This is a genomic window from Cellulomonas sp. plas2 (assembly GCF_057221735.1).
Map to the genome: position 1 here is coordinate 965,277 of NZ_CM170155.1, position 13,911 is coordinate 979,187.

Sequence of the window (13,911 nt, forward strand, 5' to 3'; positions counted from 1 at the left end):
GGGCGGGGCGTCGAGGTCCGCTGGGCACGGCGGGGCGCGGCGTGCCGCTGCGCGGCCGCGCCCCCGCGGGGAGGATGGCCGCGTGCTCCGCGCCTGGTCCTCCGCCGACGTCCGTGCCGCCGAGGCCCCCCTGCTCGCCGCGGGGGAGCCGCTGATGGACCGGGCGGCCTTCGCGCTGCACGTCGAGGTGGTGCGGCTGCTGCGTGCCCATCGGCGGGAGCGGCGCGTGCACGGGGCCCGCGTGGTGGTGCTGGCCGGCGGCGGCGCCAACGGCGGCGACGCCCTGCACGCCGGCGCCCTCCTGGCGCGCCGCGGCGCCGCCGTCACCGCCGTGCTGGCGGGGGAGCGGGCGCACGCGGGCGGCCTGGCCGCGGCGCGGGCGGCAGGGGTGCGGGTGCTGGGGGACGTGGCCGTCGGCGACGCCGTCGTCGGTGACGCCGTCGGCCCCGATGACGAGGGCGACGAGCCCGGTCCGCTGGTCTGCGATGCGCTCGCCGGTGCGGACCTCGTGCTCGACGGCCTCGTCGGCATCGGGTCGGACGGCTCCGGGCTTCGAGGGCTCGCGCGAGCGCTGGTGGCGGCGGTGCCGACGGGCACGGGCGGCGGGCACAGGCCGGTGGTCGTCGCCGTCGACGTGCCGTCGGGGAGCGGCGTCGACGACGGCCGGGTGGCCGGCGACGTCCTGCGCGCTGACGTCACGGTCACCTTCGGCGCGCCCAAGCCCGGCCTCCTGCTGCCCCCCGCCTCCGGGCTCGCGGGGCAGGTCGTCCCTGTCGACATCGGTCTGACGCTGCCGGCCGGCGGCGTGGCGGTGGGGCGGCTCGAGGGCGCCGACGTCGCCGCGCTCTGGCCGGTGCCGGGCGCGACGTCGCAGAAGTACGCGCGCGGGGTGCTCGGCGTCGTGTGCGGCACCACCCGGTACCCGGGCGCCGGCGTCCTGGCGACGAGCGCGGCCGTGCTGGCGGGCGTCGGCATGGTGCGCTTCGTCGACGAGCGCGACGAGCGCGACGAGCGCGACGAGCGCGACGAGCGCGACGAGCGCGACGAGCGCGAGGATCCCGCCGCGCCGCCGCGGCCGGCGGGTCCGCTCGCCACCGCGGTGCTGGCGGCGCGGCCGGAGGTCGTCGTGGCCGGAGCCGTCGGCGACGGGCGGGTGCAGGCGTGGGCGGCCGGCTCCGGGGTCGACCCGGCGGACCCCGCGCGCCGGCGGGACGTGGCGGCGGTCGTGGCGGCGGCGCGGGACGGGGTGCCCGCCGTGCTCGACGCGGGCGCGCTGGACCTGGTGACGGAAGGGCTCGGCGCCCACGTGGTCCTCACCCCGCACGCCGGGGAGCTGGCGCGGTGGCTCGCGGACCGGGGCGAGCGGGTCGGCGGCGTGCCCGTCGACCGCGACGCGGTGGAGGCGGAGCCGTGGCGGTGGGCGCGCCGGGCGCACGATCTGTCGGGTGCGACGGTGCTGCTCAAGGGCGCGACGACGCTCGTCGTCGGAGCGGGCGGCAGCACGTGGTCGCAGGCCGACGGGCCCGCCTGGCTGGCGACGGCCGGGTCCGGGGACGTGCTCGCCGGCGTCGTCGGCGCCCTGCTGGCCGGCCGCGCCGAGGACGTGGTCGCCGACCCGGCGCTCGCGGCGCGGCTGGCGGCGGCGGCGGCGCTCGTCCACGGCCGCGCCGCCCACCACGCCACCCCCGGCGGGCCCGTGAGCGCGCTGGCGGTGGCGCACGCGCTGCCCGCGGTCGTCGCGGACCTGCTGGCGCAGGACGGCGCCCCGGCGGTGAGAGACTGCCCGGCGTGACCGACGCGCCCGACGACCCGGCCGTCGCCGCGGCGTACCACCCGGCCCGCGCGGTCGTCGATCTCGACGCGATCGCCGCCAACGTCGGCGTCCTCACCGGGTACGCCGGCGGGGCCGCGGTGATGGCGGTGGTCAAGGCCGACGCGTACGGGCACGGGCTGGTGCCCGCCGCCCGCGCGGCGCTGGCCGGCGGCGCCACCTGGCTCGGGACCGCGCAGGTCGGCGAGGCGCTGGCCCTGCGCGCCGCGGGCGTGACGGCGCCGCGGCTTCTCACCTGGCTGTACGACCCCGCGGTCCCCATGGACGCCCTGCTGGCCGCCGACGTCGACGTGACCGTCGCGGCGCCCTGGGCGCTGGACGCGGTCGTCGACGCCGCGCGCCGCACCGGCCGCACGGCCCGCGTGCACATCAAGGTCGACACCGGCCTCGGCCGCAACGGGCTGCCGCCGGCGGACCTGCACGCGCTCCTCCCGGCCCTGGCGGCCGCCCACGCCGAGGGCGCGCTGGAGCTCATCGGGGTCTGGTCGCACCTGGCCGCCGCGGACGAGCCGGGCAACCCGCTCGCCCACGCGCAGGCCGCCGTGCTCGACGACGCCGTCCGCGCCCTCGAGGCCGCCGGCCTGCCGCCCCAGGTCCGCCACCTGGCCAACTCCGCCGCGCTGCTCACGGACCCGCGGCTGCGCTACGACCTCGTCCGCCCGGGCATCGCGGTGTACGGGCTGACGCCCGCGGTGTCGCTCGGCACCTCCGACCGCTGGGGGCTGACGCCGGCGATGACGCTCGAGGCGCGTCTGGCGACGGTCAAGCACCTGCCGGCCGGCCACGGCATCTCCTACGGCCACGCCTACGTGACGCCGGCCGACACGACGGTCGCGGTGGTGCCGCTGGGCTACGCCGACGGCATCCCGCGCCACGCGTCCGGCACCGCCGACCGCCCCGGCGGCCCCGTCGGGGTCAACGGCCGCGTCGTCCCCGTGGCGGGGCGGGTGTGCATGGACCAGGTCGTCCTCGACCTGGGTCCGGGGGCGACGGAGCGGGCCGGCGACGTCGTCGAGGTCTTCGGCACCGGCCGTGACGGCGGCCCCACCGCCGAGGACTGGGCGCAGCGGGCGGGCACCATCGGCTACGAGATCGTGACGCGCGTGGGGTCCCGCATCCCGCGCGTGCACGTGGGCACCGCCGGACGCGCCGGCGGCCCGGAAGCGACGGAGGGGACGGACGGATGAGCGGCACCACCGCACCGGCGCACCGCAGCGTGCTGCCCGACGAGGACGCCACCCGCGCGCTGGGCCGCGCACTCGCGGCGCTGCTGCGCGCGGGGGACCTCGTCGTGCTCACGGGCGGGCTCGGCGCGGGCAAGACGACCCTCACCCAGGGCATCGGCGCGGGGCTGCACGTGCGGGGCCCCGTGCTGTCGCCGACCTTCACCATCGCGCGGGTGCAGCCGCCGCTGCCCCGCGAGGACGGCTCGACCGGTCCCGCGCTCGTGCACGTCGACGCGTACCGGCTCGGCTCGCTGGAGGAGGTCGACGCCCTGGACCTCGAGGCCGGCCTCGACGAGTCGGTCACCGTCGTGGAGTGGGGCGCGGGCTGGGTCGAGCCCCTGGCTTCCGACCGGCTCGAGGTGGAGCTGGTCCGGCCGCGCGGCGCCGAGTCCGGGCCGCTCGACCCGCAGGACGCCGCGGCCGGCGCTCGCGTCGCGCTCGTGCGGGGCGTCGGGGAGCGGTGGGCAGGGGTCGTCCTGCCCGGCGAGCCCGTCGCGGGCTGACCCTAGGCTGACCTCGTGCCCGTCCTCGCCCTCGACACCTCCGCCGCCGTCGCCGTGGCGGTCACCGACGACGCCGGCACCGCGCTGGCCGTCCGCGCGGTCACGGCGCAGCGCCACCACGCCGAGCTCCTGGCGCCGCTGGTCGCCGAGGCGCTGGCCGCCGCCGGCCTGACCCCGCGCGACCTCACCGCGCTGGCCGTCGGCACGGGCCCGGCCCCCTTCACCGGCCTGCGCGTCGGCCTGGTCACCGCGCGCACCCTGGGCCTCGCGCTCGGCCTGCCCGTGCACGGCGTGCCGTCGCTGGACGCCCTGGCGCTGCGGGCGCTGGAGGCGGCCGGGGCCGGTGGGGACGACGGGGACGACGAGGACGTCGACGTGCTGGCCGTGACGGACGCCCGCCGGCGCGAGGTCTACGCCGGGCGCTACCGGCGCGGGCCGGGGTGGTCGGCCGGCGCGTCGGGCCCGGCCTCCGACGGCACGTCCGGCGACCCGCTCCTGCGCGTCGACGGGCCGTCGGTGGGACCGGCGGCCGCCCTGCTCACAGCCGGCGGCGACGCGCCGGACGCCGGTCGGCGCGTGCTCGTCGTCGGGCGGGGCGCCCTGACGGACCCGGTGCTGGCCGAGGCCGCCGTGCCGGAGCTGGCGGTGCGCCCCGAGCTGCTGGACCCGGACCCCGTCGCCCTGGCCCGGCTGGCGCTGACCCGCGCGGCCGCCGGGCAGGAGCAGCCCACGGAGCCGCTCTACCTGCGCCGGCCCGACGCCGTGCCGCCGAACGAGCGCAAGCGGGTCCTGGCGTGAGCGAGCCGGCCGTGCCGACCGGCACGAGCACGGGCACGAGCACGGGCGCCGACGCGGGCACGGGCGGCGTCGCCCGCCGCCCCCTGGCGCCCGACGACCTGCCGGCCGTCATGGCGCTGGAGCGCGAGCTGTTCGGCCCGACCGCGTGGTCCGAGGACTCCATGCGGGCCGAGCTCGACGGTCCGGGCCGCACCTACCTCGCCGCGGTCGACACCGCGACGGGCGCCCTCGTCGGCTACGCGGGGCTGTGGTTCGACGGCGACGACGCCCAGGTCATGACGGTCGCCACCGCCACGGGCCACCAGAACCGCGGCGTCGCCCGCGGGATGCTCACCGACCTGCTGACGGAGGCGGAGCGCCTGGGGGCGCGGACCGTCCTGCTCGAGGTGCGCGTCGACAACGCCCCCGCGCAGCACCTGTACGAGAGCCTCGGGTTCGAGCGCCTGGGCACGCGCCGCAACTACTACCCCGGCGGCATCGACGCCTACACGATGCGCTGGCAGCCGGCCCGTGCGGCGGGCGGCCCGGTCGGCGGCGAGCGCGGGACGCACGACGAGGGCTCGCCCGCGTGAGCACGGACCCGCGCGCCGCCGTCCTCGTCGAGCCGCTGGCGCTCGCGGCCGAGCTCGCGGACGACGAACCGCCCGCGCTGCTCGACGTGCGCTGGTCCCTCGGCGGGCCGCCCGGGCGCGAGGAGCACCTCGCCGCGCACGTGCCGGGGGCGGTGTTCGTCGACCTCGACGCCGAGCTCGCCGCCCCCGCCGCCCCGGCCCACGGCCGGCACCCGCTCCCGGACGTCGCCGCGCTCGAGGCGGCGGCGCGCTCCTGGGGGCTGCGCGAGGCGCGGCCGGTCGTCGTGTACGACGCGACCGGCGGCACCGCCGCGGCGCGCGCCTGGTGGCTGCTGCGCTGGGCGGGCCTGCGCGACGTGCGCCTCCTCGCCGGCGGACTGCCGGCCTGGCGCGCCGCCGGCCTACCGGTCGAGGCGGGCGCGGTGACCCCGGAGCCGGGCGACGTCGTCCTGCGGCCCGGCGCCCTGCCGACGGCCGGCGCCGACGAGGTGGCCGGCTGGCCGGCACGGGGCGTGCTCCTCGACGCCCGCGCGGGCGAGCGGTACCGGGGCGAGGTCGAGCCCGTCGACCCGCGGGCGGGGCACGTGCCCGGCGCCCGCAGCGCCCCGACGGCCGGCAACCTCGACGCCGACGGCCGCTTCCTGCCCGCCGACTCCCTGCGTCGGCGGTTCGCGTCCCTCGGGGCGCTGGACGCCCCCGTCGCCGTCTACTGCGGCTCGGGCGTCACCGCCGCCCACGAGGTCGCCGCGCTCGCCTCGCTCGGCGTGGACGCGACGCTCTACCCCGGCTCGTGGTCCCAGTGGTCGCACGACCCCGCGCGTCCGGTGGCGACGGGGCCGGACGAGGGCTGACCCCCGTCCGACCCCGCACGTGGGGGACCGCGCGGACCGCGCGGACCGCGCCGACCGCGCTCAGACGGTCCGGCTGACCTGCTCCCACGTCAGCCGCGGCGCGCGCGGGTGGTGCGTGCCCTCGCCCTGCGCGTGCCCGACGAGCAGGACCAGCACCGTGCGCCACCCGCTCTCGGCGAAGAACTCGGCGTCGATGCCGGCCGCGTCCATGCCGCCCATCGGCCCGACGGCCAGGCCGGCGGCGCGCAGCGCGATGGTGAGGTAGCCGGCCTGGAGCAGCGTGTTGGTGCGCGCCATGCCCTTGCGGGCCTCCACGGCGCCCTCGAGCTCGTCGGCCTTGCCCGGCATGTGCGGCGCCAGCACCGGCAGGTGGCGGTGGAACGCGGGGTCCGCGGCGACGACGAGCGCCATCGGCGCGGCGAGGACCCGCGCCCGGTTGCCCTCGGCCATGTGCGCGGCGAGGCGCTCGCGGCCCTCGCGGCTGCGCACGACGAGCGTGCGCATGGGGCTGGTGTTGAGGGCGGTGGGGCCCCACTTGGCGAGGTCGTGCACGGCCTCGAGGTCCTCGTCCGTCACCGGCTCGTCCGTGAACGCACCCGCCGACCGCGCGTGGCGGAACAGCAGGTCCGCGACGTCGTCGCCGACGGCGAGGCGGGAGGCGGGGAAGTCGAGGTCGTCCAGCGTGCCCAGATCGGTGGTCATGGCTCGTTGAACGCTCAACGACCTGGAGATCATCCCAGGACCGTCCGTGAGCAGCGGTGACGAGCATCACGCCGGGGTGCGCGCCCTATCCTGGGGCCCGTGAGCAGCGACCGCCCCCCGCTCGTCCTCGGCCTCGAGACCTCCTGCGACGAGACGGGTGTCGCCCTCGTCCGCGGTTACGAGCTCCTCGTCGACGCCGTGGCCAGCTCGGTCGAGGAGCACGCGCGGTTCGGCGGGATCATCCCGGAGATCGCCTCGCGCGCCCACCTCGAGGCGATGGTGCCGACCATCGAGCGCGCCCTGGCCGGTGCCGGCGTGACGCTGGCCGACGTCGACGCGGTCGCGGTCACCGCCGGGCCGGGCCTCGTCGGCCCCCTGACGGTCGGCGCCGCCGCCGCCAAGGCCCTCGCGCTCGCGCTCGACCGGCCGCTGTACGGCGTCAACCACGTCATCGGGCACGCCGTCGTCGACGAGCTGGTGCACGGTCCCTTCCCCGAGCGCGTCATGGCGCTCGTCGTCTCCGGCGGCCACTCGAGCCTGCTCCTGCTCGACGACACCGTTCAGGTCACGGAGCTCGGCTCGACCCTCGACGACGCCGCGGGCGAGGCGTTCGACAAGGTGGGTCGGCTGCTGGGCCTGCCCTACCCGGGCGGCCCGCACATCGACCGGCTCGCGCGCGAGGGCGACCCGGACGCCATCCGGTTCCCGCGCGGCCTGACGGCGCCGAAGGACCAGGCCGCCCACGCGCAGGACTTCTCGTTCTCCGGCCTCAAGACGGCCGTCGCGCGTTGGGTCGAGGCCCGTCAGGACGCGGGGGAGGAGATCCCGCTGCCCGACGTCGCGGCCTCCTTCGCCGCGGCGGTGGCCGACGTCCTCGTCGCCAAGACGCTGGCCGCCTGCGAGCGGCACGGCGTGGGCACCCTCGTCGTCGGGGGCGGGTTCTCCGCGAACTCCCAGCTGCGGGACCTGCTGGCGCAGCGGTGCGGCGAGGCGGGCGTCGAGCTGCGCATCCCGCCCATCCGGTACTGCACCGACAACGGCGCGATGATCGCCGCCCTGGGGTCCGCGGTCGTCGCCCGCGGGATGGCGCCCTCGTCGCTCGACCTCGGCGTGGACTCGACGATGCCGCTCACCCGGGTCCTCGTCTGAGAGGTCCGACGAGGACCCGGGCGGGGCGGTCAGGGCGTCACGGGGTGGGCGAGCCGCCGTTGGCGTTGAGCGTCTCGCCGGAGACGTAGCTCGACTCGGACGACGCGAGGAAGACGTACGCCGGGGCCATCTCGACGGGCTGCCCCGCACGGGCCAGCGGCGTCTGCGAGCCGAACTCCGGCAGCGCCTCCTGCGGCTGCCCGCCGGCCGTCTGCAGCGGCGTCCACACCGGTCCGGGCGCCACGACGTTGACACGGATGCCCTTGGGGGCGAGCTGCTGCGCGAGGGCCTTGCTCATCGTGTTGATGGCGGCCTTCGTCGTGGCGTAGTCCACCAGCGACGGCGACGGGTTGTACGCCTGGATGGAGCTCGTCGTGATGATGCTCGACCCCGGGGGCAGCACCGGGACGGCCTCCTGCACGATCCAGTACAGCGCGTACACGTTCGTCTTGAACGTCTCGTCGAACTGCTCGGGGGTCAGCTCCGTGATGTCCTCGACCGTCTGCTGCTTGCCCGCGACGACGACGAGCGTGTCCAGCCCGCCGAGCTCGGAGACGGCGGTGTGCACCAGCGAGCGCGAGTAGGCCTCGTCGGTCACGTCGCCCGGCGCCAGGGCGACGGTGCGGCCCTCGGCGCGGATGATCTCGGCGACCGAGTCCGCGTCGGGCTGCTCCTCCGGCAGGTACGACAGCACGACGTCGGCGCCCTCGCGGGCGAAGGCGATGGCGACCGCGCGGCCGATGCCGGAGTCGCCGCCGGTGATGAGGGCCTTGCGCCCGACGAGGCGGCCCGTGCCGCGGTAGGTCTGCGCGCCGTCGTCGGCTTGCACCGCCAGGTCCTGCTCGAGACCGGGCCCGTCCTGGTACTGCTCGGGGAAGCCCTCGGTGCGGTAGCGGGTCGTCGGGTCGGAGAAGGTGAGCTGGTCGGTCATAAGTGTCCCTCCGCAGGCTGCTGGGAGCCCCGTGCGGTCCAGGGGTCGCCGCTTCTGGGCGGCCGGCGCACCGGGCCTCCCCATCGTCACCCGCCCGGGCGAGGCGCGCCCGTCGGGCGGGACCCGGCCGACGGGCCGGCCGCCGACTGCAGCGGGCGGCCGGCGTGGCGCTCGGCGACGAGGTGCTCGACGACCGGCCGCAGCGCGCCCGCGTGCCGGCGGGCCACCGCGCGCTGGCGCTGGTACGACGCGCCCTTGCGCAGCACGACCCGCACCTCGTCGAGCTCGCGGGCGCAGCCCAGGCGCTCCGCCACGGGCTCGAGCACCCGCAGCCACCGGCTCACGGAGTCGGTGACGAGCTCCTCGTCGCCCGACGCGTCGGTGATGAGGATGGCGTCCATGCCGTAGCGGGCCGCGCGCCACTTGTTCTCCTGCGCGAACCACGGCGGCAGGGTGGGCAGCGGGCGACCCTCGTCGAGCACGGTCGAGAAGTGCTCGACGAGGCAGTGCGTCAGCGCGGAGATGGCGCCGACCTCCAGCAGGTTCGAGGCGCCGTCGGCGATGCGCATCTCCAGCGTGCCGAAGCGCGGCGCCGGCCGGACGTCCCAGCGCACCTCGTCGAACGCGTCGATGACGCCCGTGTGGAGCATGTCCCCGACGTACTGCTCGAGCTGCTCCCAGTGGTCGAAGCCGAACGGCAGGCCCGCCGTCGGCAGCTGCTGGAACAGCAGGGCCCGGTTCGAGGCGTAGCCCGTGTCGGCGCCGTCCCAGAAGGGTGAGGACGACGAGAGCGACTGCAGCAGGCCGAAGACGGTGAGCATCGCGCGCGAGAGCGGCAGCACCTTCGCGCGGTCCTCGATGCCCACGTGCACGTGCACGCCGTAGATGAGCATCTGCCGGCCCCACCACTGCGTGCGGTCGATGAGCGTCGCGTAGCGCTGCTTGTCCGTGACGCGCTGCTGGTCCCACCGCGCGAAGGGGTGCGTCCCGGCGCCCATGAGCTCGATGCGCAGCGGGCTCGCCGCGGCGGCGACGGCGTCGGTGGCGGCCCGCAGGTCCGCGACCGCCTCCCCGATGGTCGTGCACTTGCCCGACGAGACCTCGACGGTGTTGAGCAGCAGCTCCGGGGTGAGCCGCCAGCGGTCCGCGTCGCCGGGGCGCACCTGCGCGAAGATCGCCTCGGCCGCCTGGCGCAGGTCCCCGGAGTCGGCGTCGACGAGCGCGAGCTCCCACTCCAGCCCGACCGTCGAGCGCTCGGACGCGGCGAAGTCGAGGCGGGCGGGGGCGGCGCTCACAGCGGCTCCACCACGAGGACGGTCTGCGCGCCCGCGACCCGGGTGAGCACCACCGTGGCCTCGGCGTCGCCGCGCAGGTCGAGCTGGCGCCGCAGCTGCTCCGGCACCACCGCGGTGCCCCGCTTCTTGATGGTCAGCCGCCCGACCCCGCGCGTGCGCAGGTAGGACCGCAGGGCCTTGAGGCCGAACGGCATGCGGTCGAGCACGCGGTAGGCGGTGGCCGTGGGCGCGGCGTGGCGCACGTCGGAGGTCACGTAGGCGATCGTGCGGTCGACGAGGCGTCCCTGCACCTCCTGGGCGACGAGGGCGACGAGGCCGGCGCGGATGACGGCGCCGTCCGGCTCGTAGAGGTAGCCGCCGACGGGTCCCGCGTCGACGGGGGGCAGCTCGGGCTCGGCGGTGCCGGGCACGAGGGGCGCGCGCAGCTCGTGGGCGGCTCCGGCCTCGTCGAGCACGAGGGCGCTGCGGGCCGGGCCGACCGGCGCCAGCGGCCCGAACCACAGGCCCAGCTCGACGACGTCGCCGCCGACCGACACCCACTGCGCCTCCGCGTCGGCCGGCAGCGCGGTGTGCGGGACGCCGGGGCCGAGCTTGAGGCCGAGCGCCGGGACGCGCCCGCGCAGGGCGAGGACCGCGTCGAGCGGCGGGAGGTAGGCGGCGGGGTCGAAGAGGCGGCTGCCGGAGCCCGTGCGCCGGGCCGGGTCGGCGTAGACCCCGTCGACGCCCTCCGCCGCGAGGTCGAGGGACAGCCCGTCGGCCTGCCGCACGCGTGCCTCGGGGAAGTGCCGCAGGTTCACGGTGGCCAGGGCGGCGGTGGTCTCGTCGACGTCGGTGGCGAGCACGCGCAGGCCCGAGCCCGCCAGCGCGAGGCTGTCCGCGCCGATCCCGCACGTGAGGTCGGCGACGTGCGTGCAGCCCGCGTCGCGGTAGCGCCGGGCGTGCCGCGCGGCGACCACGAGCCGCGTCGCCTGCTCCAGGCCGGCGGGCGTCAGCAGCATGCCCTCGGCGAACTCCCCGAACTTCGCCCGCGCCCGGGCCCGCAGCCGGGACTGCGTGAGCGCCGCGGCGACGAGGGCCGGGTCCAGCCCGTCGGCCCGCAGGCGCGTGGACAGCGCCATCGCGCGGTCCTCGTCGTAGGGCGGCAGGGCCTGCAGCAGCGCCCACCCCTCGGGCGAGAGGAGCTGGGCCAGGCCGTCGGCATCCACGTCGCGATCCTCCCACGCCCCTCCGGCGGGGCGGGGAGGCGTGCTGGCACTCGCCTTGACCGAGTGCTAACGCGTTCCTACAGTGAGCACCGGCACGCGACAGGCCCCGGCACCCGCGACGACGGTGGCCCGCAGCGTGGCAACCGACATCCGCAAGCAGTTCCCTCACACGTGAAGGGGAGGTCCGCTGTGACGGTCTCCACGGAGTCCAAGGTCGGCATCAAGCCGCTCGAGGACCGCATCCTCGTCAAGACGCTCGAGGCGGAGCAGACGACCTCGTTCGGTCTGGTCATCCCGGACAGCGCCAAGGAGAAGCCCCAGGAGGGCACCGTCCTGGCCGTCGGCCCGGGCCGGATCGACGACAAGGGCAACCGCGTCCCGCTGGACGTCGCCGTCGACGACGTCGTCATCTACTCCAAGTACGGCGGCACCGAGGTGAAGTACAACGGCGAGGAGTACCTCATCCTCTCCGCGCGCGACATCCTGGCGGTCGTCACGAAGTGACCCCGCCGCCGCGGTGACGCGGCAGCAGCACGGAGGCCCCTCGTCCTGACGGACGGGGGGCCTCTGTCGTCGCGCGTGCCGGGGTCGCACCGATGGGGGTGCGCACCTCGGTCGTGGTCGTGGTCGTGGTCGTGGTCGTGGGCGGCGCGGTCGGCACGCACGACGTGGTGGTGGTCGACCGCCGACCTACCGGCGGTGCCATCTGCCCGGGGACGCAGACGGGCCGCGGTCCCCGGCGCCCTGCCGCGCCGGGCCGCGGCCCGTCCTGGAGAGCCGACGGCGCAGGGCCGGCGGCGAGCTGGTGCAGCCGGCGCAGGGCGCCGGCCGAAGGGTCAGACGACGGCGCGCCGACCGGACTGCTGGGCGAGGACCTCGGCCCGCTCGTCCTCGGACAGGCCGCCCCACACGCCGTAGGGCTCCCGCACGCTGAGCGACTGCTTGCGGCACTGCTCGATGACCGGGCAGGTGGCGCAGACGGCCTTGGCCGCCTCGGCACGACGACGACGGGCGGCGCCGCGCTCACCCTCGGGGTGGAAGAACAGCGTCGGGTCGGCCTCGCGGCACGCGCCCTCGAACTGCCACTCCCACAGGTCCATCACCGGTCCGGGCAGTCGCGAGATCTCCGCCATGTCGTCCTCCTCGTGTCGGCCCGGGGGCCGGTCAGTGCGTGGTGCGGGCCTCGGAGTCCCGGTGCCTCGGCACCCGCTCCGTCCTGCTGAGCAGCAACGCTACAACCGCGCCAGAAGTTGTTCAAGGGTCTGACCCTGACCAATTTCGACCGGTTCCGGAGCGGTCCATGGCGCGGTGCTGACCCGCTGCCACGTCGACCACCGGGACGGGCCGGGCTCGGTCGGCGTCCGGCTGGCATGATCGGGCCATGCCCCGCCCGGATCGCGCCACCGATCGCGCCAGCGACCGGGACGCCGACCGCGCCACCGCCGCCGACGGGCCGGCGACCGCCCCCGACGCGGAGCCGGGCGGCGACGTCGTCCCGGGGCTCGCGGTGGCGGCGGTGGCCCAGCGGCTGGGCGTGGCCCCGGCGACGCTGCGCACGTGGGACCGGCGGTACGGGCTGGGTCCCTCGGGCCACTCCGCCGGCGCGCACCGGCGGTACTCGCCGCAGGACGTCGAGCGGCTGCTCGTCATGCGGCGCCTCACCCTGGACGGCGTGGCGCCCGGCGACGCCGCCCGTCTGGCGCGGGAGGCCGAGGTCGTGCCCGGGGCGCCGGGCACCGTCCTGCCGGGGCTGAGCCGCGCGGACGGCATCGAGGTGCGCCTCGCGGACACGGACGGCGCCGGTCCCGTCGAGCCCCTGCCCGCAGCCGGTCTGATCGCCGAGCCGCGCGCCGACCAGCGCCCCGAGACGCGGGAGGAGCGGACCCGCGCGTCCGCCACGCGGCCGGTGCCGACGCCGCAGGCCGTCGTCGACGCGGCCGTGGCCGGCGACGAGGCCCGGTGCGCGGCCCTGCTCGACCTCGGCACCCGCGGTGACGTCGAGCGCTGGTGGACCGACCTCGTCGACCCCGCGCGGACGCTGCTGCACCGGCGCACCGAGGTCGACCGCCCGGGGGTGGACGCCCCGACCGTGCTGCGGGGCTGCGCGCTGGGCGCGCTCCGGGCCCGGTCGATGGGGGAGCCGACGGCGGGCGCGCCGGTGGTGCTGCTCGTCGTGCCGCCGGGGGAGGACCGGCCGCTGCTCGTGCACGCCCTCGCGTCCGCGCTGTGCACGCGGGGGCGTGACGCGCGCATCGTCAGCGGCCCTGTCCGGGCGCACCAGGCCGCGGAGCTCGTCCTCATGACGCGTCCCGCGGCGGTGGTGCACCTGTCGCGCAGGGCGGACGCACCCGCCGACGTGGTCGAGCGACTCGTCGCCGACCGTCCGGACCTGCCGCAGTTCCTGCTCGTCCCCGAGGAGGCCATCGACCGCATGCCCTGGGGCCGGTCGGTCCACCGGGCGCGCACGTTCACCGGGCTGCTGCACGAGGTGCTCGCCAGCGCGGTCCCCGCGGCGACCGCCGCTCCCTGGCCCGACGGGGTCGCCGGGGCCTGACGCCCTCCGGCCCCGCCACGCCCCGGGGCCCGCATCGTGGCTCACATCACCCATCCGGGTGGCGGCCCGCCCCGAACCCTTCTCCGGCAGCGCGGGAGAGCCCTGCGCCCATCGCCCGTCCGGGGGACATCACGCGCGCCGTCGTGCCGCGGCAGCACCGCGCTGCCACCGTCGTGGAGGCCCCGTCACCCGTTCGGCCCGCCCCGCCGGACCGGTCTGCGCTCACAGCGGTGCCCGGCCCGCCGATGGGTCGGGAAGTCGTCCGCGCGAGGCGGGCACCTGGAGGAGGTCGTG

General features: G+C 77.6%; 14 protein-coding genes. 9 read left to right on the forward strand and 5 right to left on the reverse strand.

All coding sequences use genetic code 11. The features are described from left to right. The first annotated feature begins 82 nt into the window (after nucleotides 1–82). From AC2TDM_RS04380 to AC2TDM_RS04405, 6 genes are read left to right on the forward strand one after another with little or no spacing between them, the layout of a single operon-like run. The gene (locus AC2TDM_RS04380; protein ID WP_090032005.1) at nucleotides 83–1,792 is read left to right on the forward strand and encodes a bifunctional ADP-dependent NAD(P)H-hydrate dehydratase/NAD(P)H-hydrate epimerase; all 1,710 of its coding nucleotides are present in this window, start codon (nucleotides 83–85) and stop codon (nucleotides 1,790–1,792) included. After that, nucleotides 1,780–3,018 carry an alanine racemase gene (alr, locus tag AC2TDM_RS04385; RefSeq protein ID WP_373308462.1) on the forward strand — a complete coding sequence of 413 codons (1,239 nt, stop codon included), beginning with the start codon at nucleotides 1,780–1,782 and terminating at the stop codon, nucleotides 3,016–3,018. Before AC2TDM_RS04380 ends, alr begins: the two co-directional genes overlap by 13 nt. Continuing rightward, a complete protein-coding gene (gene tsaE, locus AC2TDM_RS04390) occupies nucleotides 3,015–3,560 on the forward strand; it encodes a tRNA (adenosine(37)-N6)-threonylcarbamoyltransferase complex ATPase subunit type 1 TsaE (protein WP_090032008.1) in 546 nt (181 codons plus the stop codon). The genes alr and tsaE overlap by 4 nt, the downstream gene beginning before the upstream one ends. Nucleotides 3,561–3,575: 15 nt before the next feature. Next, a complete protein-coding gene (tsaB, locus tag AC2TDM_RS04395) occupies nucleotides 3,576–4,358 on the forward strand; it encodes a tRNA (adenosine(37)-N6)-threonylcarbamoyltransferase complex dimerization subunit type 1 TsaB (protein WP_090032010.1) in 783 nt (260 codons plus the stop codon). Beyond that, on the forward strand, nucleotides 4,355–4,930 hold the full coding sequence (gene rimI / locus AC2TDM_RS04400; protein ID WP_239078960.1) for a ribosomal protein S18-alanine N-acetyltransferase: 576 nt from the start codon (nucleotides 4,355–4,357) through the stop codon (nucleotides 4,928–4,930). Before tsaB ends, rimI begins: the two co-directional genes overlap by 4 nt. After that, nucleotides 4,927–5,781, forward strand: a complete 855-nt coding sequence (locus tag AC2TDM_RS04405) for a sulfurtransferase (RefSeq protein ID WP_090032012.1) — start codon at nucleotides 4,927–4,929, stop codon at nucleotides 5,779–5,781. Before rimI ends, AC2TDM_RS04405 begins: the two co-directional genes overlap by 4 nt. Nucleotides 5,782–5,841: 60 nt before the next feature. On the opposite strand, the gene AC2TDM_RS04410 is transcribed toward AC2TDM_RS04405, so the two are convergent. After that, nucleotides 5,842–6,483: a malonic semialdehyde reductase gene (locus AC2TDM_RS04410; RefSeq protein WP_484635915.1), complete on the reverse strand. Its 642-nt coding sequence runs from the start codon at nucleotides 6,481–6,483 to the stop codon at nucleotides 5,842–5,844. Between the two features lie 99 nt (nucleotides 6,484–6,582). Here AC2TDM_RS04410 and tsaD point away from each other — a divergent pair, with 99 nt between their 5' ends. Further along, nucleotides 6,583–7,632: a tRNA (adenosine(37)-N6)-threonylcarbamoyltransferase complex transferase subunit TsaD gene (tsaD, locus tag AC2TDM_RS04415; RefSeq protein WP_373308461.1), complete on the forward strand. Its 1,050-nt coding sequence runs from the start codon at nucleotides 6,583–6,585 to the stop codon at nucleotides 7,630–7,632. Between the two features lie 37 nt (nucleotides 7,633–7,669). Here the strand turns inward: tsaD and AC2TDM_RS04420 are convergent, their stop codons facing one another. From AC2TDM_RS04420 to AC2TDM_RS04430, 3 genes are all read right to left on the reverse strand, one after another. Further along, on the reverse strand, nucleotides 7,670–8,563 hold the full coding sequence (locus tag AC2TDM_RS04420; protein WP_090032018.1) for an SDR family oxidoreductase: 894 nt from the start codon (nucleotides 8,561–8,563) through the stop codon (nucleotides 7,670–7,672). Nucleotides 8,564–8,649: 86 nt separating this feature from the next. Then, a complete protein-coding gene (locus AC2TDM_RS04425; protein ID WP_090032020.1) occupies nucleotides 8,650–9,858 on the reverse strand; it encodes a glutamate--cysteine ligase in 1,209 nt (402 codons plus the stop codon). Further along, complete coding sequence (locus AC2TDM_RS04430; protein WP_090032022.1) at nucleotides 9,855–11,063, reverse strand: class I SAM-dependent methyltransferase; 1,209 nt, start codon at nucleotides 11,061–11,063, stop codon at nucleotides 9,855–9,857. Before AC2TDM_RS04430 ends, AC2TDM_RS04425 begins: the two co-directional genes overlap by 4 nt. A gap of 189 nt (nucleotides 11,064–11,252) precedes the next feature. On the opposite strand from AC2TDM_RS04430, the gene groES reads away from it, so the two are divergent. Beyond that, complete coding sequence (gene groES / locus AC2TDM_RS04435; protein ID WP_090032024.1) at nucleotides 11,253–11,567, forward strand: co-chaperone GroES; 315 nt, start codon at nucleotides 11,253–11,255, stop codon at nucleotides 11,565–11,567. 332 nt (nucleotides 11,568–11,899) lie between these two features. On the opposite strand, the gene AC2TDM_RS04440 is transcribed toward groES, so the two are convergent. Continuing rightward, nucleotides 11,900–12,196: a WhiB family transcriptional regulator gene (locus AC2TDM_RS04440; protein ID WP_090032026.1), complete on the reverse strand. Its 297-nt coding sequence runs from the start codon at nucleotides 12,194–12,196 to the stop codon at nucleotides 11,900–11,902. Nucleotides 12,197–12,444: 248 nt separating this feature from the next. Here AC2TDM_RS04440 and AC2TDM_RS04445 point away from each other — a divergent pair, with 248 nt between their 5' ends. Next, nucleotides 12,445–13,617: a MerR family transcriptional regulator gene (locus tag AC2TDM_RS04445; protein ID WP_484635916.1), complete on the forward strand. Its 1,173-nt coding sequence runs from the start codon at nucleotides 12,445–12,447 to the stop codon at nucleotides 13,615–13,617. Nucleotides 13,618–13,911 lie beyond the last annotated feature (294 nt).

Coding starts and splice junctions, on each gene's coding strand:
- AC2TDM_RS04440 (WP_090032026.1), bottom strand. CDS start 12,196: ATGGCGGAGATCTCGCGACTGCCCGGACCGGTGATGGACCTGTGGGAG.
- AC2TDM_RS04445 (WP_484635916.1), top strand. CDS start 12,445: ATGCCCCGCCCGGATCGCGCCACCGATCGCGCCAGCGACCGGGACGCC.
- tsaE (WP_090032008.1), top strand. CDS start 3,015: ATGAGCGGCACCACCGCACCGGCGCACCGCAGCGTGCTGCCCGACGAG.
- AC2TDM_RS04420 (WP_090032018.1), bottom strand. CDS start 8,563: ATGACCGACCAGCTCACCTTCTCCGACCCGACGACCCGCTACCGCACC.
- AC2TDM_RS04410 (WP_484635915.1), bottom strand. CDS start 6,483: ATGACCACCGATCTGGGCACGCTGGACGACCTCGACTTCCCCGCCTCC.